The organism is Mesorhizobium sp. CO1-1-7 (assembly GCF_020164885.1).
In the GTDB taxonomy this organism is placed as follows: domain Bacteria; phylum Pseudomonadota; class Alphaproteobacteria; order Rhizobiales; family Rhizobiaceae; genus Mesorhizobium; species Mesorhizobium australicum.
Map to the genome: position 1 here is coordinate 17,048 of NZ_JAIUHA010000003.1, position 19,581 is coordinate 36,628.

At 63.5% G+C, this 19,581-nt stretch carries 18 protein-coding genes; 8 read left to right on the forward strand and 10 right to left on the reverse strand.

The features are described 5' to 3' along the window. Positions 1–3: 3 nt before the first annotated feature. The 5 genes from LB516_RS06695 to tpiA all read right to left on the reverse strand — a co-directional run bounded on the left by LB516_RS06695 (position 4) and on the right by tpiA (position 5,139). On the reverse strand, positions 4–543 hold the full coding sequence (locus tag LB516_RS06695; protein WP_224719201.1) for a DUF1697 domain-containing protein: 540 nt from the start codon (positions 541–543) through the stop codon (positions 4–6). An 8-nt stretch (positions 544–551) separates the two neighbouring features. Further along, entirely contained in the window at positions 552–2,189 is a 1,638-nt protein-coding gene (locus LB516_RS06700) for a CTP synthase (RefSeq protein WP_083883046.1), read from the reverse strand. 195 nt (positions 2,190–2,384) lie between these two features. Continuing rightward, the gene (locus LB516_RS06705) at positions 2,385–3,515 is read right to left on the reverse strand and encodes a L,D-transpeptidase (RefSeq protein ID WP_015317813.1); all 1,131 of its coding nucleotides are present in this window, start codon (positions 3,513–3,515) and stop codon (positions 2,385–2,387) included. Between the two features lie 209 nt (positions 3,516–3,724). Beyond that, the gene (secG, locus tag LB516_RS06710; protein WP_224719202.1) at positions 3,725–4,201 is read right to left on the reverse strand and encodes a preprotein translocase subunit SecG; all 477 of its coding nucleotides are present in this window, start codon (positions 4,199–4,201) and stop codon (positions 3,725–3,727) included. A 167-nt stretch (positions 4,202–4,368) separates the two neighbouring features. Then, positions 4,369–5,139 (reverse strand): triose-phosphate isomerase, encoded by a 771-nt coding sequence (gene tpiA / locus LB516_RS06715; RefSeq protein ID WP_140664064.1) that lies wholly within the window; start codon positions 5,137–5,139, stop codon positions 4,369–4,371. A gap of 143 nt (positions 5,140–5,282) precedes the next feature. On the opposite strand from tpiA, the gene LB516_RS06720 reads away from it, so the two are divergent. The 5 genes from LB516_RS06720 to glp all read left to right on the forward strand — a co-directional run bounded on the left by LB516_RS06720 (position 5,283) and on the right by glp (position 10,785). Further along, positions 5,283–7,175, forward strand: a complete 1,893-nt coding sequence (locus LB516_RS06720; protein WP_224719203.1) for a SurA N-terminal domain-containing protein — start codon at positions 5,283–5,285, stop codon at positions 7,173–7,175. After that, on the forward strand, positions 7,172–8,182 hold the full coding sequence (gene trpD / locus LB516_RS06725; protein ID WP_224719204.1) for an anthranilate phosphoribosyltransferase: 1,011 nt from the start codon (positions 7,172–7,174) through the stop codon (positions 8,180–8,182). Before LB516_RS06720 ends, trpD begins: the two co-directional genes overlap by 4 nt. 3 nt (positions 8,183–8,185) lie before the next feature. Further along, the gene (trpC, locus tag LB516_RS06730; RefSeq protein ID WP_224587253.1) at positions 8,186–9,031 is read left to right on the forward strand and encodes an indole-3-glycerol phosphate synthase TrpC; all 846 of its coding nucleotides are present in this window, start codon (positions 8,186–8,188) and stop codon (positions 9,029–9,031) included. Positions 9,032–9,097: 66 nt separating this feature from the next. Next, positions 9,098–9,580: a cyclic pyranopterin monophosphate synthase MoaC gene (moaC, locus tag LB516_RS06735; RefSeq protein WP_140824573.1), complete on the forward strand. Its 483-nt coding sequence runs from the start codon at positions 9,098–9,100 to the stop codon at positions 9,578–9,580. Continuing rightward, positions 9,580–10,785 carry a gephyrin-like molybdotransferase Glp gene (gene glp, locus LB516_RS06740; RefSeq protein ID WP_224719205.1) on the forward strand — a complete coding sequence of 402 codons (1,206 nt, stop codon included), beginning with the start codon at positions 9,580–9,582 and terminating at the stop codon, positions 10,783–10,785. Before moaC ends, glp begins: the two co-directional genes overlap by 1 nt. Positions 10,786–10,817: 32 nt before the next feature. Here the strand turns inward: glp and LB516_RS06745 are convergent, their stop codons facing one another. Beyond that, positions 10,818–11,648 (reverse strand): alpha/beta hydrolase, encoded by an 831-nt coding sequence (locus LB516_RS06745; RefSeq protein WP_140726998.1) that lies wholly within the window; start codon positions 11,646–11,648, stop codon positions 10,818–10,820. A 310-nt stretch (positions 11,649–11,958) separates the two neighbouring features. Here LB516_RS06745 and LB516_RS06750 point away from each other — a divergent pair, with 310 nt between their 5' ends. Together LB516_RS06750 and kynA are read left to right on the forward strand one after the other, a co-directional pair. Continuing rightward, the gene (locus tag LB516_RS06750; RefSeq protein WP_224719206.1) at positions 11,959–13,584 is read left to right on the forward strand and encodes an AMP-binding protein; all 1,626 of its coding nucleotides are present in this window, start codon (positions 11,959–11,961) and stop codon (positions 13,582–13,584) included. After that, positions 13,581–14,417 (forward strand): tryptophan 2,3-dioxygenase, encoded by an 837-nt coding sequence (gene kynA / locus LB516_RS06755; protein ID WP_263484902.1) that lies wholly within the window; start codon positions 13,581–13,583, stop codon positions 14,415–14,417. The genes LB516_RS06750 and kynA overlap by 4 nt, the downstream gene beginning before the upstream one ends. A 65-nt stretch (positions 14,418–14,482) precedes the next feature. Here the strand turns inward: kynA and kynU are convergent, their stop codons facing one another. The 4 genes from kynU to LB516_RS06775 are packed head-to-tail and all read right to left on the reverse strand — an operon-like array spanning position 14,483 to position 18,532. Continuing rightward, the gene (kynU, locus tag LB516_RS06760) at positions 14,483–15,730 is read right to left on the reverse strand and encodes a kynureninase (protein ID WP_224719374.1); all 1,248 of its coding nucleotides are present in this window, start codon (positions 15,728–15,730) and stop codon (positions 14,483–14,485) included. A 48-nt stretch (positions 15,731–15,778) separates the two neighbouring features. Continuing rightward, complete coding sequence (locus LB516_RS06765) at positions 15,779–16,702, reverse strand: ABC transporter permease (RefSeq protein WP_224644048.1); 924 nt, start codon at positions 16,700–16,702, stop codon at positions 15,779–15,781. 5 nt (positions 16,703–16,707) lie between these two features. Beyond that, positions 16,708–17,487: an ABC transporter ATP-binding protein gene (locus LB516_RS06770; protein WP_140726986.1), complete on the reverse strand. Its 780-nt coding sequence runs from the start codon at positions 17,485–17,487 to the stop codon at positions 16,708–16,710. A 58-nt stretch (positions 17,488–17,545) separates the two neighbouring features. Beyond that, positions 17,546–18,532: an ABC transporter substrate-binding protein gene (locus LB516_RS06775; RefSeq protein WP_224719207.1), complete on the reverse strand. Its 987-nt coding sequence runs from the start codon at positions 18,530–18,532 to the stop codon at positions 17,546–17,548. Positions 18,533–18,681: 149 nt separating this feature from the next. On the opposite strand from LB516_RS06775, the gene LB516_RS06780 reads away from it, so the two are divergent. Beyond that, positions 18,682–19,455, forward strand: a complete 774-nt coding sequence (locus LB516_RS06780) for a GntR family transcriptional regulator (RefSeq protein WP_140664092.1) — start codon at positions 18,682–18,684, stop codon at positions 19,453–19,455. Positions 19,456–19,581 lie beyond the last annotated feature (126 nt).

The window sequence follows — 19,581 nt, forward strand, 5'->3', positions numbered from 1 at the left end:
GCTCTACCGCGCGATCAATTCGGCCAGCTTGCGCACGGTGTTCCAGTTGCGCGATGTGCCGGCGCCCATGCGCTTGTGGTTGGCAGCGGCAAGCAGGCGCGAGCTAGGCCTCTCCCTTGAAAAGACGATCCAGATGTCGCCGCCGACCAGAAGCACCTTCTCGTCCGCGACGGCACAGGCTTGAAGCCCCGATATGGCATCTTCGGCCACAGGTTTGCGCATCACGCGCACCGCCACCTGGTCGCCGGCTTCCACCGACTCGGTCGGGAATGGATTGCTGGCTGCGAGTTTGCGCCAGTCTTCGGCGGCACGCACGATGATATCGACATGGCGGCCAAAGGCCTGTTCGAAGGCGGATTCCAGGCGTGTCTCAAGCGTGGTGATCGAGGTCCTTTCACTCTCGAAGACCAGGTTGCCGGTCGCCACCAAGGTGCGGACATTCTTCAGGCCGAGACTTTCCGCCATGGCCTTGAGGTCGGACATGACGACCCGCCGCCCCTCTCCCAGGACGATGCTGTAGAGAAGCGCGACGTAGGTCCGCATGGGAGCGGTCAGACCAGGCGGCTCTGCTCCACCGCCGCCTCGATGAAGCTGGCAAACAGCGGATGCGGATCGAGCGGCCGGCTCTTCAGTTCGGGGTGATATTGCACGCCGATGAACCAGGGATGGTCGGGGTATTCGACCGTCTCCGGCAGCACACCGTCGGGCGACATGCCTGCAAACACCAGCCCGCAATCCTCCAGGCGCTGCTTGTAGTCGATATTGACCTCGTAGCGGTGCCGGTGACGTTCGGAAATCTGGGTGTCGCCGTAGATGTCGGCGATCTTCGAACCCTTGGCGAGCTCGGCCTGATAGGCGCCGAGCCGCATGGTGCCGCCGAGATCGCCAGTCGCCCTGCGCTTTTCCAGCATGTTGCCTTTCAGCCATTCGGTCATCAAACCGACGACCGGCTCCTTGGTCGGGCCGAATTCGGTCGACGAGGCATGTTCGACACCGGCCAGCGATCGCGCCGCCTCGATGCACGCCATCTGCATGCCGAAGCAGATGCCGAAATACGGCACCTTGCGCTCGCGTGCGAATTTGGCCGCCAGGATCTTGCCTTCTGAGCCGCGTTCGCCGAAGCCGCCGGGCACCAATATGCCGTGCACCTTCTCCAGCCAAGGCGTCGGGTCTTCCTTTTCGAAGATTTCCGATTCGATCCAGTCGAGCTTGACCTTGACGTGATTGGCCAGCCCGCCATGCGAAAGCGCCTCGATCAGCGATTTGTAGGCATCCTTGAGGCCGGTATACTTGCCGACGATGGCGATGGTGACCTCGCCTTCCGGATTGTGGATGCGGTTGGAGACGGCCTGCCACGGCTCCATGCGCGGCTTGGGCGCCGGCTCGATGCCGAAGGCAGCGAGCACTTCCGAATCCAGACCTTCCTTGTGATAGGCCATCGGCACATCGTAGATATGTGGCACGTCGAGCGCCTGGATAACGGCGCTTTCCCTGACATTACAGAACAGCGACAGCTTGCGGCGCTCTTCCTTGGGGATGGCGCGGTCGGCGCGCACCAGAAGAATGTCGGGCGCGATGCCTATGCCGCGCAGCTCCTTGACCGAATGCTGGGTCGGCTTGGTCTTCAGTTCGCCCGCCGTCGGGATATAGGGCATCAGCGTCAGGTGGACATAGACGGCGTTGTTGCGCGGCAGATCGTTGCCGAGCTGGCGGATCGCCTCGAGGAACGGCATCGCCTCGATGTCGCCGACCGTGCCGCCGATCTCGCACAGCACGAAATCATAGTCGTCATTGCCGTCGAGGACGAAGTTCTTGATCTCGTCGGTGACGTGCGGGATCACCTGCACGGTGGCGCCGAGATAATCGCCGCGCCGCTCGCGCTCGATGATGTTCTTGTAGATACGCCCGGTCGTGATGTTGTCCTGCTGATTGGCGGACCGGCCGGTGAAGCGCTCGTAATGGCCAAGATCGAGGTCGGTCTCGGCACCGTCATCGGTGACGAACACCTCCCCGTGCTGGTACGGCGACATCGTGCCGGGATCGACGTTCAGATAAGGGTCGAGTTTTTTGATGCGTGCGCGATAACCTCGCGCCTGCAGGAGAGCCCCAAGGGCCGCTGCGGCAATGCCTTTTCCAAGTGAGGAAACCACGCCGCCTGTGATGAATACATATCGCGCCATGGGAGTCATCGCTTAACGCGGCCGGATTGATTCCGCCAGAGAAAAAACCGCCGCGAAGGCTTTTTCCCAAAAAGGCGCTCGGACCATGATCCCGAAAAGTGGGATCCGGCTTTCGGACAGGCATCACGGCCAAAGGGTTTTGAATCGCTCTAAGCAAAACAAAAGGGCCGGCTGAGCCGGCCCTTCGGCATGATGACGGAAACGTCAGATGATGACGACTTTGGTGCCGATCCGGACGCGGCTGTATAGATCCATGACGTGCTCGTTCATCATGCGGAAGCAGCCATTGGACGCGCTGGTGCCGATCGACTGCGGCGCGATGGTGCCGTGGATACGCAGATGCGTGTCCTTCCTGCCATCGTAGAGATAGATGGCGCGGGCGCCGAGCGGGTTCTGGCCGCCGCCTGCCATGCCGTCCTTGTACTGGCCGTAGTGCTTGGGCTCGCGCTTCTGCATGTCGAGCGTCGGGATCCAGCGCGGCCACTCCTGCTTGTCCCCGACCGCGACCGTGCCCTTGAACTGCAGGCCTTCGCGGCCGACCGCGATGGCGTAACGGCGTGCGGTGGTCGATGATTCGACGAGGTAGAGTCGGCGAGCGCTGGTGTCGATGACGATTGTGCCGGCGTCATAGCCGGTGAATTCCACGTCCTGAGGCACGAATTCCGGCTTCACCTTGAACGGCTTCTTGGCGTTCTTCTGGGCAAGTGCCGAGTCGAGCGCGCGTGTCTCGGGCAGATAGCTGATCGATGAGCCAGACGATGTTCCACCGAACAGACCCGCGAACAGGCCGCCGCTTGACTGCTTCTGGCCGCCGACGACCTCGCTGCGCAGTTCGCCATTGTTGCCCGTCAAAGCGACATTCATCGCCTCGGCTGGGATCGGCTCGGCCGCCGGGATCGGGGTGACAGGTTCGATCGGTTCGATGATCTTGACGGTCTTCTTGGCCGGCTTGGCATCGGCCACTTCGGTTGCCGCTGCTTTCTGGCCCTTGCTGGCCAGGAACGCCTGCCGATCTGCGTCAGCCCTGGCCTTGGCCGCCTCGCGCATCGCCATTTTCCTGGCCTCAAGCGCCTTGGCCTTGGCATCCTCCTTGTCGGCAACGATCTTGGCCTCGATCTTCTTGATCTGGGCAAGATCCTCCGGCGTGGGGTTTTTCTTCTTCTTGAGAAGCTTCAACTGCGTCGCATCGCTTTTGGCAGCGACGGGGATGGCGTCGGTCTTTTCGAGCGACACCGACTGTTGTGCGGCCATGTTTGCCGGCATGGCGGCGGAGGCCGGGGAACTTATGCCGATTGCGGCGCAAAGTCCCAGGAAAATGAAGCTGCGAAGCTGCATGGCGAAGATCCGATCGTTCAATGCTTGTTGCCCACGGCGTCGCCCGGCGTCCCCCAAGGACGCCGAAAATGCCGCGTGCAATCTATAGTCGAATAAGCGCGTATGCCTCAAGCGCGAGACCGCGCCGTGATCCGTCGAATCTTCGTGATTGCGCAGCATTTGCCGCGACTGTGTTCAAACGAACACAGATCGCGGTTTAGAACATAAGGTTATTGGTTCGGAACCTGGGGCGACGCCGGCGCGGTGTTGGTGGTTCCATTGGCCGCTGGCGGCGTGGTGCTGCCGGCGGGCGCGGTGGCCGGGGCCGTTGCCAGCGGTTTTGTCGCGGCGTCGTTGCCGGACGGAGGCGTCGGCGTGGTGCTGCCGGCGGGTGCCGGCGTGGCCGTACCCGGCAATTGGTTGAGCACGCCCTTGCCGGCGCCATCCGAGGTCGCGGGAACCCGATCGAGAATGTCGATCGGCTTTTCGCCGTAGCGGGCAATCATCGACAAGGTCAGCGACGTCACAAAGAACGCTGCCGCCAGGATCGCCGTCGCCCGGGTCAATGCGTTGGCCGCGCCGCGCGCGGTCATGAAGCCCGATCCGCCACCAATGCCGAGACCGCCGCCTTCGGAGCGCTGCAGCAGCACCACGCCGACAAGGGCGAGCACGACCATGAGATGAATGACGATCAGTACGGTTTGCATAATTTATCCTGGCAAGGCCCTGCCCGGCCGCGGACACGGCCGGTGAATTGGAGGCGGCTCAATACAATGCTTTCACGGCATTTCCAAGCCCGTGGCCGGAATATGGGAAGCAACGCCCTCTTTGCAACGAATTTGAACGGGACGAGACCCGTCCATCCTCGTGAATCTCAGCCAGCAATGCTGCGATAGGCTTCGGCGATGCCCAGGAAATCAGCCGCTTTCAGGCTGGCGCCGCCGACCAGCGCGCCGTCGACATTCCTGACGCCCAGCAGTTCAACGGCATTGGAAGGCTTGACCGAGCCACCGTACAGGATGCGCATCCTGGCGGCGGCGGTCCCAAGTTTTTCCGCCAGCTTTTCGCGGATATGCGCATGCGCCTCGGCCACATCGGCCGCGGTTGGCGTCAGGCCGGTGCCGATCGCCCAAACCGGCTCATAGGCAATGACGGTGTTGGATGGCGTGGCGCTTGGCGGCACCGAGCCGGCGACCTGGCGCGACAGCACCTCCAGCGTGGCTCCAGCCTCTCGCTCCTGCCGCGTCTCGCCGATGCACACGATGGCCACGAGCCCGGCCCGCCATGCGGCGGTGGCCTTGGCCTGGACCGTCGCATCGTCCTCGCCGCTTTGCTCGCGGCATTCGGAATGGCCGACAATGACATGGCTGGCGCCTGCGTCCTTCAGCATCTCCGCGGAGATACAGCCGGTATAGGCACCGCTTTCCTTGGGATGGCAGTCCTCGCCACCGGCATGGACCGGCGTGCGCGACAAAATCTCCGCGGCATGGGAAAGCAGCGTCGCGGGAACGCAGACCAGCGCTTCGGTCTCGGCGTCGAGCCCGCTCATGAAACCGTTGCCGATCATCCTGAGCTCGTTCAGCGAGGCGCTGGTGCCGTTCATTTTCCAGTTGCCGGCGACAAGCGGGCGAATTCCTGGTGTCATGGTGTGCTTCTCCGGGCGATATCAAGCTCTGGCCCTCACTACCAAAATCAGGCCACAAAGCAATCGACAGTGGGCAGGAAGGGCGCTATTGCGCTTGGTTCAGACTCGGCGCATGCGAAAATGCGCATAAATCGGAAGTAACCATGCTTGGTATATTGAGAAGCGCGGCGGGTACCTGGGTCGCGAAGACATTGCTTTCGCTGCTGGTGGTCAGTTTCGCCGCCTGGGGCATCTCCGGACGGCTGATGGGCGGCTTCGCGGGCCACGATTCGGTAATAACGGCCGGCGGCACCAAGGTATCGATCAACGAATACCGCCTCGCCTATGACCGCCAGCTCGCCGTCATGTCGCAGCAGTTTGGTCAGCGCCTCACGCATGAACAGGCAAAGGCGCTCGGCATCGACAACCAGGTGCTGGCGCAACTCGTTTCCGGTGCCGTCCTCGACGAGCAGGCACGCAAGCTCGGCCTCGGCCTTTCCAAGGATCGGCTGGCCGAACTCACCCGCGAAGACCCGGCTTTCAAGGGCCCTGGCGGTCAGTTCGACCGAAGGACATTCGACTACATGCTGCACCAGGTCGGCATGCGGCCCGAGGATTATCTGAAGAACCGTGCCCAGGTAGCGGTGCGCCAGCAGATCGTCGAGGCGGTCTCGGACGGCCTCAAGGCGCCGGACACGTTCTTCAAGGCGGTCGCGCTCTACCGCGGTGAAGACCGCACCGTCGACTATTTGACTTTGCCGAAGGCGCTGGTCGAGCCGATCGCGGCGCCGAGCGACAGCGTGCTTCAGGCCTATTTCGAGGCCAACAAGAAGAGCTACGCCGCACCTGAATACCGCAAATTCTCGTATGTCCGCCTCGAACCGGCGGACATTATGGATACGACCGCGGTCACCGACCAGCAGGTCAGTGACGACTACAACAAGAACAAGTCACGCTACACCACGCCCGAAATGCGCACCATCGAGCAGCTTGTGTTCAAGACGCCGGATGCCGCCAAGGCGGCGCTCGATTCGCTCAAGGCCGGCGCCACCTTCGACAAGCTGGTGACCGCTGAGGGCAAGACCCCGGCCGACACGCTGCTTGGCACGCTCGCCAAGGACAAGATCGCCGACAAGGCGGTTGCCGATGCCGCCTTCGCGCTCAACGCCAACGAAGTCAGCCAGGTCGTGCAGGGCGCCTTCGGTCCGGTGCTGCTGCGCGTGACCGACATCAAGCCCGAGGTGGTGAAGCCGCTCGCCGAAGTGTCGGACCAGATCCGCAAGGATCTGGCGCTGGGCGAGGCAAGCCGCATCCTTCTGGATGTGCACGACAATTATGAAGACACCCGCGCCTCCGGCAGTTCGCTGGCCGATGCCGCCGCCAAATTGAAGCTTAAGGACATCACCATCGACGCCATCGATCGCAACGGCCTGAGGCCCGATGGCTCCATCGTCAAGGACCTGCCGGAATCGCCGGCGCTGATCAAGGCCGTCTTCGATGCGGAACCGAACACCGAAAACGAGGCGCTGACCACAGCGGACAACGGCTTTGTCTTCTATGAGGTCGGTTCGATCACACCGGCCCGCGACCGCACTCTTGATGAGGTGCGCCAAAAGGTTGTCGCCGACTGGACGGCGGCCGAGACCGCCAAGCGGCTCGCCGCCAAGGCGGACGAACTCGAGAAGCGCCTCAAGGCCGGCACCACGCTCGACGTCATCGCCGGCGAACTCAAGCTGGAGAAGCAGACCAAGCGCGGCTTGAAGCGCGAAGCCGACGATGCCGATTTCGGCAAGGAAGGCGCCGCCGTCATGTTCGGCGTCGGCGAAGGCGGCACCGGATTGATCCCCTCGCCCACCGGCGACGGCCAGATCCTGTTCAAGGTCGCCGAAGTGTTCGAACCGGCCGGCGCCGACGCCAGCTCGGTGCCGGACGACGCGCAGAAATCATTCACCTCCGGCATGTCCGACGACCTGCTCGACCAGTTGGTGGCGCAGTTGCAGACGCAGTACGACGTCCGCGTCGACCAGGCCGCCGTTGCCCAAGCCTCGACAAGATGAGCGCGCTGAAAACCCATATCGCCAAGGTCGCGACCGGCACCGCCCTGTCCTTCGAGGAGGCGTGCGAGGCCTTTGACATCATCATGTCGGGCGATGCGACTCCAGGGCAGATCGGCGGCTTCCTGATGGCGTTGCGCGTACGCGGCGAGGCGGTGAGCGAGATTTCGGGCGCTGTCGCCACGATGCGCGCCAAGATGCTGCGCGTCGATGCTCCTGACGGCGCCATCGACATCGTCGGCACCGGTGGCGATAATTCGCACTCGGTCAACATCTCGACGGCTTCCGCCTTTGTCATTGCCGGCAGCGGCGTACCGGTCGCCAAGCACGGCAATCGCGGCCTGTCCTCACTGACCGGCGCGGCCGACGTGCTGATTGCCCTTGGCGTCAGGATCGACATCGCGCCGGAGCTAATCGGCAAGTGCATCCATGAAGCCGGCGTCGGCTTCATGTTCGCGCCGGCGCACCATCCGGCTATGAAGCATGTCGGTCCGGTTCGTGGCGAGCTTGGTACGCGCACCATCTTCAACCTGCTCGGCCCGCTTTCGAACCCGGCTGGCGTCAGGCGGCAGATGGTCGGCGTGTTCATGCCGGAATGGATCATGCCGGTGGCCGAAACGCTGAAGGCGCTCGGCACCGAGCATGCCTGGGTCGCCCACGGCGATGGTTATGACGAGATCACCACCACAGGCGAGACACGGGTAGCTGAACTGGTTGGCGGCGAAGTCCGCAGCTTCACGCTGACCCCGGAAGAGGTTGGACTGAAGCGTCATACCAAGGATGAGTTGCGTGGCGGTGATGCCGCCTACAATGCCAAGGCCTTGCGCGGTATGCTAGGCGGGGCCGCCGGCGCCTATCGCGACACGGTTTTGATGAATGCCGGCGCCGGACTGGTGATTGCGGGCAAGGCGACGACGCTCGGTGATGGCATCGCCATTGCCGCACAGGCCATCGACAGCGGCCGGGCGCTGCAGGTGCTCGACCGCCTGGTCGAGATTTCGAACGGGTGAACCGTGTCTGACATTCTGCGCAAGATCGAAGCCTACAAGCGCGACGAGATCGCCGCCGCCAAGGCAAGCGTGCCGCTGGCAGAGATCAAGGCGCGCGCGAAGGACGCCGACGCGCCGCGCGGGTTCCTCGCCGCGCTCGAAGCGAAGCGCGGATCGGGTGGCTTCGCACTGATCGCCGAGATCAAGAAGGCAAGTCCGTCCAAAGGGTTGATCCGTGCCGATTTCGATCCGCCGAGCCTGGCCAGGGCCTATGAAAAAGGCGGCGCGGCCTGTCTTTCTGTGCTGACCGATGCGCCCTCCTTTCAGGGCGCACCGGAGTTTCTGGCCGAGGCGCGAGCGGCCGTGACGCTGCCCGCCCTGCGCAAGGATTTCCTGTTCGATCCTTACCAGGTCTACGAGGCGCGGGCCTGGGGCGCGGACGCCATTTTGATCATCATGGCCAGCGTCGATGATGCCATGGCCAGCCAACTCGAATCGACTGCGTTCGAGCTCGGCATGGACGCCCTGATCGAGGTGCACGATGAAGCCGAGACCGAGCGAGCGCTGAAACTGTCATCGCAATTGATCGGCATCAACAACCGCAATCTGCGGACATTCGAGACCAGCCTCGATACGTCGGAGCGGCTGCGGGCGATGGTGCCGGGGGGTCATTTGCTGGTCAGCGAAAGCGGCATTTTCTCGCATGACGATTGCCTTAGACTGCAAAGGATGGACATCGGGGCCTTCCTGGTGGGCGAGAGCTTGATGCGCCAACGGGACGTGACCGCTGCAACGCGCTCGCTGCTCACGGGCAAGGCGTCCGATGCGGGTCGAAAATCGGAATCGATTTTCGGAGAGCACGATGCATAGAGTCAAAGTGACAGAGCGCACTCTGTGCGTCCGAATGGACGCACGTCGCTCTATGGCGATTTGACGATGACAGGCGCTCTCACCCATCTTGGCGCACAGGGCGAGGCCAACATGGTCGATGTCGGCGACAAGAACGAGACGACGCGCACCGCGATCGCAGAGGGTTTCGTCTCGATGCAGCCAGAGACGTTGAAGACCATCCTCGCCGGCAATGCCAAGAAAGGCGATGTGCTGGGCACGGCGCGCATCGCCGGCATCATGGCAGCGAAGAAGACCCATGAGTTGATCCCGCTCTGCCACCCCCTGCTGCTGACCAAGGTTTCCGTCGACATAGAGCCTGACCATGCTCTGCCCGGCCTGAAGGTCACGGCCCTTGCGCGCGTCACCGGCAAGACCGGCGTCGAAATGGAAGCATTGACGGCAGCCTCGGTGGCCTGCCTGACCATTTACGACATGGCCAAGGCGGTTGACCGCGCCATGGTCATCTCCGGCATACGGCTGGTCGAAAAGACCGGCGGCAAGTCCGGCGACTACAAGGCAGGGCTCTGATGGCACTGGTTCCGGTCGCCGACGCGCTCGAGCGCCTGCTCGACGGCGCCGTGCCGCTGGCCGGCGAAAGCGTCCCGCTCATCGAGGCGATCGATCGTGTGCTGGCGGAGCCGGTCATGGCGCTGCGCACCCAGCCGCCCTTCAACGCTTCGGCCATGGACGGCTATGCGGTGCGAGCCGCCGATGTCGCGTCGGTGCCGTCGAAACTCTCGGTGATCGGCATGGCGCCGGCCGGACGCGGCTTTGACGGCGCGGTCGGCCAGGCACAGGCAGTGCGTATCTTCACCGGCGCACCGCTGCCTGACGGCGCCGACACCATCGTCATCCAGGAAAACGTCCGGGATCTCGGCGGCGGCAACATCGAAGTGATCGAGCCCACCGCCGTGTGGCGTAACATTCGCCGCGTCGGCCTCGATTTTTCCAAGGGCGACGTGCTGCTGGAGACCGGGCGCGTGCTCGACCCGGCGGCACTGTCGCTGGCGGCATCGGCCAATCATCCCCGAGTAGGCGTGGTGAAACGGCCGCTGGTCGCCATCATCGCCACCGGTGACGAGTTGTTGCCGCCCGGCAGCGAACTCGGGCCTGACCAGATCATCTCGTCCAACGCCTACGGCGTCGCCGCGGCGGCACAATCGATCGGTGCCTGTGCGCTCGATCTCGGGATCGCCGCCGACCGCAAGGACGACATCGCCGGCCTGGTCAGGAAAGCGGTCGCGGCGGGTGCCGATGTCATCGTCACGCTGGGCGGCGCATCGGTCGGCGACCACGACCTGATCCATGACGTGCTGACCGGCGAAGGCATGACGCTCGGCTTCTGGAAGATCGCCATGCGTCCCGGCAAGCCGCTGATGTTCGGGCGCCTCGGCGATATCAGATGCATCGGCCTGCCCGGTAATCCGGTAGCAAGCCTGGTCTGCTCGCAATTGTTCCTGAAGCCGCTTCTGGCAAGGCTGGGCGGTCGCGACCATCGTCAGGATATCCGCCCGGCACGGCTGGGCGCCGCAATGGCGGCCAATGACCTGCGCCAGGATTATGTGAGGGCGGTAGTCAGGGAGGATGACGGCGAACTGGTGGCGACGCCGTTCGGCATCCAGGATTCCTCGATGCTGAGGATGCTGGCCGATGCCAACGGACTGGTCGTTCGCGCGCCTTTTGCCCCTGCATCCGCTGCGGGCGACGCTTGCAGCGTTCTGATGTTGCGCTGAAGTATTTCGTAATAACTTACTGATCACAGGGCTTATTCCGAGATCAAGGTCCGCGTCAATGCATGCGCCGGATCGGCCAGGCCATCAACTACATCGTAGTGATGCCGGTCGGGCTCGACCACGGCACTGGTGGTGGCGCCAAGCCCGGTCCAGATGTTGGCCAGCAACGCATTCTGTCGCAGGAACTCCGAGCGCTCGCCGCCGCCGGCCCAGCAGGTGATGCGGGCACCATCGATTGGCCGCAGCAGTGCCGGGCTTTCCGTCAGCGCCTCATGCTCATCGATTTTCAGCACGGCGTTCATGCCGGTGCGCATCAGCGGGCGCAAATCATGCAAGCCGGAAATCGAAACGACGTGGCGTATGCGCCGCACGACATCGGTGGCGAGCGGTGTGGTTGTGGTCACCATGCGGCTGGCGAGATGTCCACCGGCCGAATGTCCGGTCAACATCAGCGGTCCCCCGACCATTGCCGCCGCTTTGCCGATCGCCGCCCCGATTTCGCTGACAATGCCGGCAATGCGGATGTCCGGGCAGAGCGTGTAAGAAGGCATAACCACGGCAAAGCCGTTGCCGACCGCGCCCTTGGCGAGATGCGACCAGCCGCTTTTGTCGGACTCCAGCCAGTAGCCCCCATGGATGAACACGACGAGCCCCTTGGGCGTAGCCTCCGGCAGGAAAAGGTCGAACCGGTTGCGCGGCCGATCGCCATACGCGATGTCGAACCGTGCCCGGCCCTCCCCCGACAGTGCGTCACGGAACGCTTGCGCTGGTTCCGACCAGGCGGCCGGCCACCGGTCGCTGCCGGCAATATTCGCGCCGTTGGCATAGGCATTGTCCCAATCGGCAATGCGATGGTCGAGCATCGGCACCCTCCCCAAAAGCATCGTCTCAGTGCTAGCAATGGCCGCCACCAGGCCGTGCGTCAAGGCTTTGGGATGAAACATTTTAGGCTTGAAACAAATTTCGACTGGTGCGATCCTGCCTTCGGAACAGCCGACAAAATGGGAGGTCCGCTGTGCCGTCCGAACCCGCCGATGGTCACCTTTCCGGTGACATGTCGACAAGGGTGTAGCCGGCCGCACGAAGCCTTCCGCGAGAGACAGGAATTCAGATCCACCGCCGCCGGCCAGGTGCCACGCACACTGCCAGGCGGCAGACAGGGACAGCGGCGACATGCTTGGGCCTTCAGCGCATACCGACACGTTCACCCGCGATAATCTGCCGCCGCCCGAGCAATGGCCCGACTTCCTGCTCGACGGCTTCGACTATCCAGAACACCTCAATGCCGGTGTCGAATTGACCGACAGGCTCGTCGAGAAGGGCCTTGGTGACCACACCGCGCTGATCGGCAATGGCCGCCGCCGCACCTACAAGGAACTGTCCGACTGGACGAACCGGCTCGCCCATGCGCTGGTCGAGAACTACGGCGTCGAGCCGGGCAACCGGGTGCTGATCCGCTCCGCCAACAACCCGGCAATGGTCGCCTGCTGGCTGGCCGCCACCAAGGTCGGTGCTGTCGTCGTCAACACCATGCCGATGTTGCGCGCCGGTGAACTCACCAAGATCGTCGACAAGGCCGAGATCACGACCGCGCTCTGCGACACCAGGCTGATGGACGAGATGACCGCCTGCGCCAAGGACAGCGCGTTCCTGAAGCAGGTGATCGGCTTCGACGGCACCGCCAACCATGACGCCGAGCTCGATCGCGCCGCCCTCGACAAGCCGGTTACCTTCACCGCCGTCAGCACCGGCCGCGACGATGTCGCCCTGCTCGGCTTCACTTCGGGCACGACCGGCGTGCCGAAGGCGACGATGCATTTCCACCGCGACCTGCTGATCATCGCCGATGCCTACGCCCGTGAAGTCCTGCAGGTGACGCCCGAGGACATCTTCGTCGGCTCGCCGCCGCTCGCCTTCACTTTCGGCCTTGGCGGGCTTGCCATCTTCCCCCTGCGCTTCGGCGCGGCGGCAACGCTTCTGGAACAGGCGACGCCACCCAACATGGTCCACATCATCGAGACCTACAAAGCGACCATTTCCTTCACCGCGCCGACCGCCTACCGGGCCATGCTGAAGGCCATGGACGAAGGCGCCGATCTTTCATCATTGCGCGTTGCCGTCTCGGCCGGCGAAACCTTGCCGGCTCCAGTCTTCGAAGAGTGGACGCGAAAGACCGGCAAGCCTATCCTTGACGGCATCGGCGCCACCGAAATGCTGCACATCTTCATCTCCAACCGCTTTGACGACAGGAAGCCCGCTTCGACGGGCAAGCCGGTGGGCGGTTACGAGGCGCGCATCGTCGACGAGGAGATGCGCGAGGTGCCGCGTGGCGAGACCGGACGGCTGGCGGTGCGCGGGCCGACCGGCTGCCGCTACATGGCCGATGACAGGCAGAAGGACTATGTGCGCGACGGCTGGAATCTCACCGGCGATACCTTCACGCAGGATGAGGACGGCTTCTTCCACTTCGCCGCGCGTTCCGACGACATGATCGTCAGCGCCGGCTACAACATCGCCGGACCCGAGGTCGAAGCGGCGCTGCTGTCGCATCCCGATGTCGCCGAATGCGCGGTCATCGGTGCCGAGGATGGCGAGCGCGGCCAGATCGTCGAGGCGCATGTCGTGCTGGTGCAAGGTGTCCCGCCAGACGCAATGACCGTCAAGCGCCTGCAGGACCACGTCAAGGCAGCCATCGCGCCCTACAAATATCCCCGATCGGTCAAATTCATCGCCGCTCTGCCGAAGACCCAGACCGGCAAGATCCAGCGGTTTCGGCTGCGCACGGAGAAGATCAATTGAGCGAGCCTTACGATCCGGCCTCTGAAGGCGCAGAGATGTCGTTCAAGGAGCGCATGTCCTACAGCGACTATCTGCACCTGGAGAAAGTGCTGGAGGCCCAGACACCGCTGTCCTCGGCGCATGACGAAATGCTGTTCATCATCCAGCACCAGACATCGGAATTGTGGATGAAACTGGCTTTGCACGAGATTGGCGCGGCGATCCGCTCGATCCGTGCCGACCGCCTCGAACCGAGCTTTAAGATGCTGTCGCGTGTCGCCCGCATTTTCGAGCAATTGAACAATGCCTGGGACGTGCTGCGCACGATGACGCCCAGCGAATACACCGAGTTCCGCGACGCGCTCGGCCAGTCCTCGGGTTTCCAGTCCTGGCAGTATCGCGCCATCGAGTTCATGGCCGGTAACCGCAACCTCGCCATGCTCGGGCCGCACAAGCACCGGCCGGACCTCAGCCAGAAGCTGGAGGCGATCCTGGCCGAGCCGTCGCTCTACGATGAAGCGCTGCTGCTTCTGGCCCGCAATGGCTTCGACATCGGGGTGGACGCAAAGCGCACGGATTGGCGCGAGACGCGGACCGGGAACGAAGAAGTCCTGGTCGCCTGGCAGACGGTGTACCGCGATCCGCAGCGTTACTGGATGTTTTATGAACTGGCCGAGAAGCTGGTCGACTTCGAGGACTATTTCCGCCGCTGGCGCTTCAACCACGTCACCACCGTCGAGCGCATCATCGGCCTGAAGCGCGGCACCGGCGGCACGTCGGGTGCCTCCTATCTCAAGAAGATGCTCGAGGTCGTCCTGTTTCCGGAACTGTGGATGGTTCGCACCCGGCTCTGAACTCTTTGTTTTGGCACGGTTTTGGACGGAAACCGCGTCACATTTTTCCCGGCTTCGCGCCGGCTTCAGGTCACCGCCGTCTTGACCGCGAAGCGTGCATCCTGCCAGGCGCCAGTGCGCAGGATATCTTCCAGGACCTCGACCGCCTGCCATACATCGGCGTAGCCGACATAGAGCGGGGTGAAGCCGAAGCGGATCGTCGACGGCGCACGGAAATCGCCGATCACACCGCGCTCGATCAAGGCCCGCATCACCTGGTAACCGTTGGGATGGAGGAAGGACACCTGGCTGCCACGCTGATTGCCGTCGCGCGGGCTTTCCAGCTCCAGGCCGTAGGCGCCGCATCTGGTCTCGACGAGCTGGATGAACAGGTCGGTGAGCGCGATGCTCTTCTTGCGCACCGTCGCCATGTCGACATCGTCCCAGATATCCAGCGCCCCCTTCAGCGCCCGCATCGATAACACCGGCTGCGTGCCGCACAGGAACCGGCGGATACCGCTGCCGGCCGCATAACCCTGCTCGAAGGCGAAGGGCCGCGCATGGCCCCACCAACCGCTGAGCGGCTGCTGGACTTTATCGTGATGACGCTCGGCGGCGTAGATGAAGGCTGGCGCGCCCGGGCCGCCATTGAGATATTTGTAGGTGCAGCCGATGGCGAAATCGGCATTGGCGCTGTCGAGCTCGACAGGCAGCGCGCCGGCGGTGTGGCAGAGATCCCAGACGATCAGCGCTCCGACCTGATGGGCCTTGCATGTCAGTGCCGCCATGTCGCGCAGCTGGCCGGACTTGTAGTTGACGTGGTTGACCAGGATGACCGCAACGCGCTCGTCGATCAGCTCCTCAATGGTCGGCGCATCAACGCCCTCAAGCCGCAACACCGTGCCGGGGCGCGTCGAGGCCACGCCTTCGGCCATGTAGAGATCGGTTGGAAAGCTGTCGCCCTCGGCGACGATGACCGAGCGGTCCGGCCGCATGCCGAGTGCGGCATGCAGCACCTTGTAGATGTTGATCGAGGTCGTATCGCAGACCACCGTCTGGCCGGTCGCCGCGCCTATCAGCCGCCCCAGTTGGTCGCCGAGCGCGACCGGCATGTCGAACCAGCCGGCGGTGTTCCAGGCACGGATCAAATCCTGCGCCCACTCCTGGGTCGCGGCTTTCCGCAGCTCGTCGAAGACGGCGGGTGCCGCGGCGCCGAGTGAATTGCCGTCGAGGTAGATCACGCCTTCCGGCAAGATGAACCGGTCGCGCATGGCACGCAGCGGGTCCGCCGCATCCATGGCATCGACGGCTGCGAGATCGAGCGTCGTAGGCATCATTTGTGACATTCCCTGGTTATTCACGCCTTGGTCATTCACGCCGGGTTACTCACGAATCGCTTCGCGAACCGGTGCGGACCCCCGGCTGCGCTTGAGGCTGGGCAAGGCAAGCATGGCCAGCACGAACAGGCCCGTGGCAAGCTTCAGGTCAGGCGGCGGCATGCCGGCCGCAAGGCAGAACGACACCAGCTGGTAGTAGATGATCGCGCCGGCGAAGGGCGCCAGCAATTGCCGCCACACCGTCTGCTTGCCGACGACGGCTTCGCCGATCATCAGCGCGGCAAGGCCGTTGATGAGAATTCCCAGGCCCATATTGACGTCGGCGAAGCCTTGCGACTGCACCATCAGCGCACCGCTTGACGCCGAAAAAGCGCTGGCCAGCCCGACACCGCCTATGGTCGCGGCCCAGACATTGATGCCTTGCGCCTCGGCCATGTCAGGATTGGCGCCCACGGCGCGCACGGCAGTCCCCTTCTCGGTCCTGAAGAACATGTAGAGCAGCATGAAGGCGGCAAGCGCGAGGAGACCCGCGACGACAATCTTGCTGGCGGGGAAACCCGGCCGCGCGAACGGCACCCAGTCGAACACCGAGGGCGAACCGAAGACGGACAGGTTGGACTTGCCCATAATGCGAAGGTTGATGCTGTAGAGCATCGTCATCATCAGGATGCCCGCAAGCAGCGTGTGGATGCGGAAGCGCAGATGGATGAAGGCGGTGCAGCAGCCCGCCGCGAAGCCAGCGACAAGGGCGGCAGCAATGCCCATCAGCGGCGATGCGCCGGCGGCAAGGAGAACGCCGCAGACGCAGCCGCCCAGCGGAAAGGCGCCTTCGCTGGTGAGATCGGGAAAATTCAGCATGCGAAACGGGATCATGATCCCGAGCACGACAAAGGCCAGGATCAGGCTTTGCGCCAGGGTGACCGGCATGATCGCGACGAAGCTGGTGAGAACGTCCCCAACAAAACCCATGATGATCAGCTCGCCAGCAACATGCGATCGGTCTTGACCGAGAAATGGCCGATCAGATCGATAACCGTGACCCTCGCCTTCTCCTGCCCGGCAACTTCCAGGAGCACCCGGCCCGCATCGAGCATGATCACCCGGCTGCCATGGTCGACGGCGTGCTGCATGTTGTGGGTCACCATCAAAGTCGTCAGTTTCAGCGCGTTGACGGCGCGAACCGTCGCTTGCATGACGATTTCGGCCGTGCGCGGGTCGAGGGCCGCGGTATGCTCGTCGAGCAGCAGCAAGTCCGGCGATCCACCGACCGCCATGATCAGCGACAAGGATTGCCGCTGCCCGCCCGAGAGCAGGTCGACGCGCGTGTCGAGACGATTTTCCAGACCGAGACCCAGGATCGACAGGCGTTCCCTGTAGGATGCAAGCCGGGTGGTGTTCAGCCCCGGGCGCAAGGTGCGCTTTTGGCTGCGCAAATCGGCCAGCAGCATGTTTTCCGCAACCGTCATGCTGGCGGCGGTGCCGCGCATCGGGTCCTGGAACACGCGCGCCAGTTTCGCGGCGCGCTTGTGCACCGGCATTGCAGTCACGTCGGCGCCGTTGATCAGGATCTGGCCGGAATCGAGGATCAGGGCGCCGGAAATGGCGTTGAGCATGCTGCTCTTGCCGGCCCCGTTGGAGCCGATGACGATGCCGAACTCTCCGGTGGCCAAGGACAGGCTGAGACCGTCCAGCGCGACCTTCTCGTCGGCCTGGCCCTTGTAGAACACTTTGCGCGCGGATCGAATCTCGAGCATCGTTTCTCCCTGACCTCGGGATGACGGCGCCGACGCCGTCACCCCAGCAGTTCCGATGTTAGTCGACGATGCAGCCGCAATCGGCCATTGAAGCCGGTATCTCGATGCCGAACGCGGCCATCGCCTTGCGCGAGATCGTTGCCATGTGGTCCTTGTAGGCCGGGCGCGACGGCGCGATCGTCTTGGGATCCTTGCCCTTGAGGATCTCGGCGGCGATGTTGCCGGCGTTGACGCCGACCTGCGTGTAATTGACCGCGAAGCTCGCCGGCACGGTGCCGTTACGGACCGCACTGTCATCGGAGTTGACGACCGGGATACCGGCCTGGCGGGCGGCCGCGGAGACAGCGGCGATCGCCGGCTGGATCAGGTTCGAGGCCGGGCCGTAGATCACGTCGGCCTTGCCGGCGAGCGAAGCAATGCGTTGCTGGATGTCATTGACGTTGTCGATGCCGACCTCCACCACCTCGAAGCCCGCGGCCGGTGCCGCCGCCTTGAGCTTTTCGACCAAGGCAACGTCATTGGCCTCACCGGGATTATAAGGCACGCCGAAGCGCTTGGCGTTCGGCAGCAGCTTCTTGGTGAAGGCCATCACCGCGGCGACGTCCTGCAGATCGCTGGCGCCGGTCATGCCTTCGTCTCCGGCGTCCCATGACGGCACCAGCTTGGCCGCCACCGGATCGGTGACCGCGGCAAAAACGATCGGAATGCCGGAACCGGCGAGCGCTTTCTTGGCGATCTGTGAGACCGGCGTGGTGATGGTGTAGATCAGCTTGGGTTGCTCGGCCTGCAGCTTGGCGATCATCTGCGGCACCAGCGATGCATCGAAATTGGTGTGGCTCTCCGTGTAGACGACGTCCTTGCCCTCGACGAAGCCATTGTCCGTCAGCGCCTTCTTGAAGCCGGCTATGGCGGCGTTCAATTGCGGATGCTCGCCGAAATTGGCAATGCCGATACGGATCTGATCGGCCGCGGCACTGCCGGCGCCGACCATCAATGCGCCCGCCAGGGCCAAACCCGACAACCAAGCGGATTTCGACTTCAACATCATTTCCTCCCAGATTTGATCAGGGCCGCTCGGAAACGCGGCTACTACGGCGATCATGGTCAGTCCGCCGGTCTGTGTCAAACATTATATATAATTGTTGCTAGGACCCGGTATCATATATACTTTCGCCAGACGACGGATTGATCACGATGCTGGATGAAACAAGTTCCACAAAAACGGAAGCCGCCTATCAGCTGTTGCGGCGCGACATCCTGACCACGCGCCTCATGCCGGGCGCCCCGCTCAAACTGAGTGCGCTGCGCGGCACCTATGGCGTCGGCTGGACACCGTTGCGCGAAGCCCTGTCGCGGCTCGAGGCCGAACGCCTGGTCACCGCGATCAGCAATCGTGGTTTTGCCGTGGCTCCGGTGTCGCGGGCCGAGCTGGAGGATCTGGCACGCGCCAGGATGGTGGTCGAGATACCCCTGTTCCTCGAATCGATGGAAAAAGGCGGCAGGGAGTGGGAGGATGCCGTGGTCACCGCCCACTACCGGCTCTCGCGTTGCAAGACGGCGGTCGACGATCCCTCGGACGCGGCCGTCGACAGATGGGACGAGAACCACGAGGCTTTCCATGCGGCGCTGCTGAGCGCCGCCACATGCGACTGGCTGTTGCGGTTCCGCTCGACGATCTCGGATCAGCTGCGCCGGCATCATCGCTTTCTTGGTCTGGCGCCGACACTGCGGGCCGCGGCCGGCCTCAAGGATGGCTATGAAGAGGCAATCGAAGCGCTACGCGAAGCGATTGCGATCGAACACCATACCGCGATCATGGAAGCGGCGCTCGACCGTGACGTCGAGCGGGCCAAGGCGCTGATGACGGCGCATATCGGCTACACACTGCACGTCTATGTCCACAGCGAAGACAGCGGCGCTACCAGATACGCCGCTCGCGCCGGCAGCTTGAAGGCGGGTTCGGGATAACTTCAGCGCTTCCGCGACGCCTATTCGAACGCGCTGGCCGGAGTGCGCCGAACGCCCCGATCCATGGCCGCCCGAAGCTACCAATCGTTGGCATTTTGGTTTCGTTTCGTTCCGCGAATAATGGCT

Bases quoted from the DNA above. Each gene is read 5' to 3' on its own strand.
- LB516_RS06780 (WP_140664092.1), top strand. From the start codon at position 18,682: ATGCTGGATGAAACAAGTTCCACAAAAACGGAAGCCGCCTATCAGCTG.
- tpiA (WP_140664064.1), bottom strand. From the start codon at position 5,139: ATGACACCAGGAATTCGCCCGCTTGTCGCCGGCAACTGGAAAATGAAC.
- secG (WP_224719202.1), bottom strand. From the start codon at position 4,201: ATGCAAACCGTACTGATCGTCATTCATCTCATGGTCGTGCTCGCCCTT.
- LB516_RS06705 (WP_015317813.1), bottom strand. From the start codon at position 3,515: ATGCAGCTTCGCAGCTTCATTTTCCTGGGACTTTGCGCCGCAATCGGC.
- LB516_RS06765 (WP_224644048.1), bottom strand. From the start codon at position 16,702: ATGGGTTTTGTTGGGGACGTTCTCACCAGCTTCGTCGCGATCATGCCG.
- LB516_RS06745 (WP_140726998.1), bottom strand. From the start codon at position 11,648: ATGCTCGACCATCGCATTGCCGATTGGGACAATGCCTATGCCAACGGC.
- glp (WP_224719205.1), top strand. From the start codon at position 9,580: ATGGCACTGGTTCCGGTCGCCGACGCGCTCGAGCGCCTGCTCGACGGC.
- LB516_RS06695 (WP_224719201.1), bottom strand. From the start codon at position 543: ATGCGGACCTACGTCGCGCTTCTCTACAGCATCGTCCTGGGAGAGGGG.
- LB516_RS06770 (WP_140726986.1), bottom strand. From the start codon at position 17,487: ATGCTCGAGATTCGATCCGCGCGCAAAGTGTTCTACAAGGGCCAGGCC.
- LB516_RS06720 (WP_224719203.1), top strand. From the start codon at position 5,283: ATGCTTGGTATATTGAGAAGCGCGGCGGGTACCTGGGTCGCGAAGACA.
- moaC (WP_140824573.1), top strand. From the start codon at position 9,098: ATGACAGGCGCTCTCACCCATCTTGGCGCACAGGGCGAGGCCAACATG.
- kynU (WP_224719374.1), bottom strand. From the start codon at position 15,730: ATGCCTACGACGCTCGATCTCGCAGCCGTCGATGCCATGGATGCGGCG.
- LB516_RS06750 (WP_224719206.1), top strand. From the start codon at position 11,959: ATGCTTGGGCCTTCAGCGCATACCGACACGTTCACCCGCGATAATCTG.
- trpD (WP_224719204.1), top strand. From the start codon at position 7,172: ATGAGCGCGCTGAAAACCCATATCGCCAAGGTCGCGACCGGCACCGCC.
- LB516_RS06700 (WP_083883046.1), bottom strand. From the start codon at position 2,189: ATGACTCCCATGGCGCGATATGTATTCATCACAGGCGGCGTGGTTTCC.
- LB516_RS06775 (WP_224719207.1), bottom strand. From the start codon at position 18,532: ATGTTGAAGTCGAAATCCGCTTGGTTGTCGGGTTTGGCCCTGGCGGGC.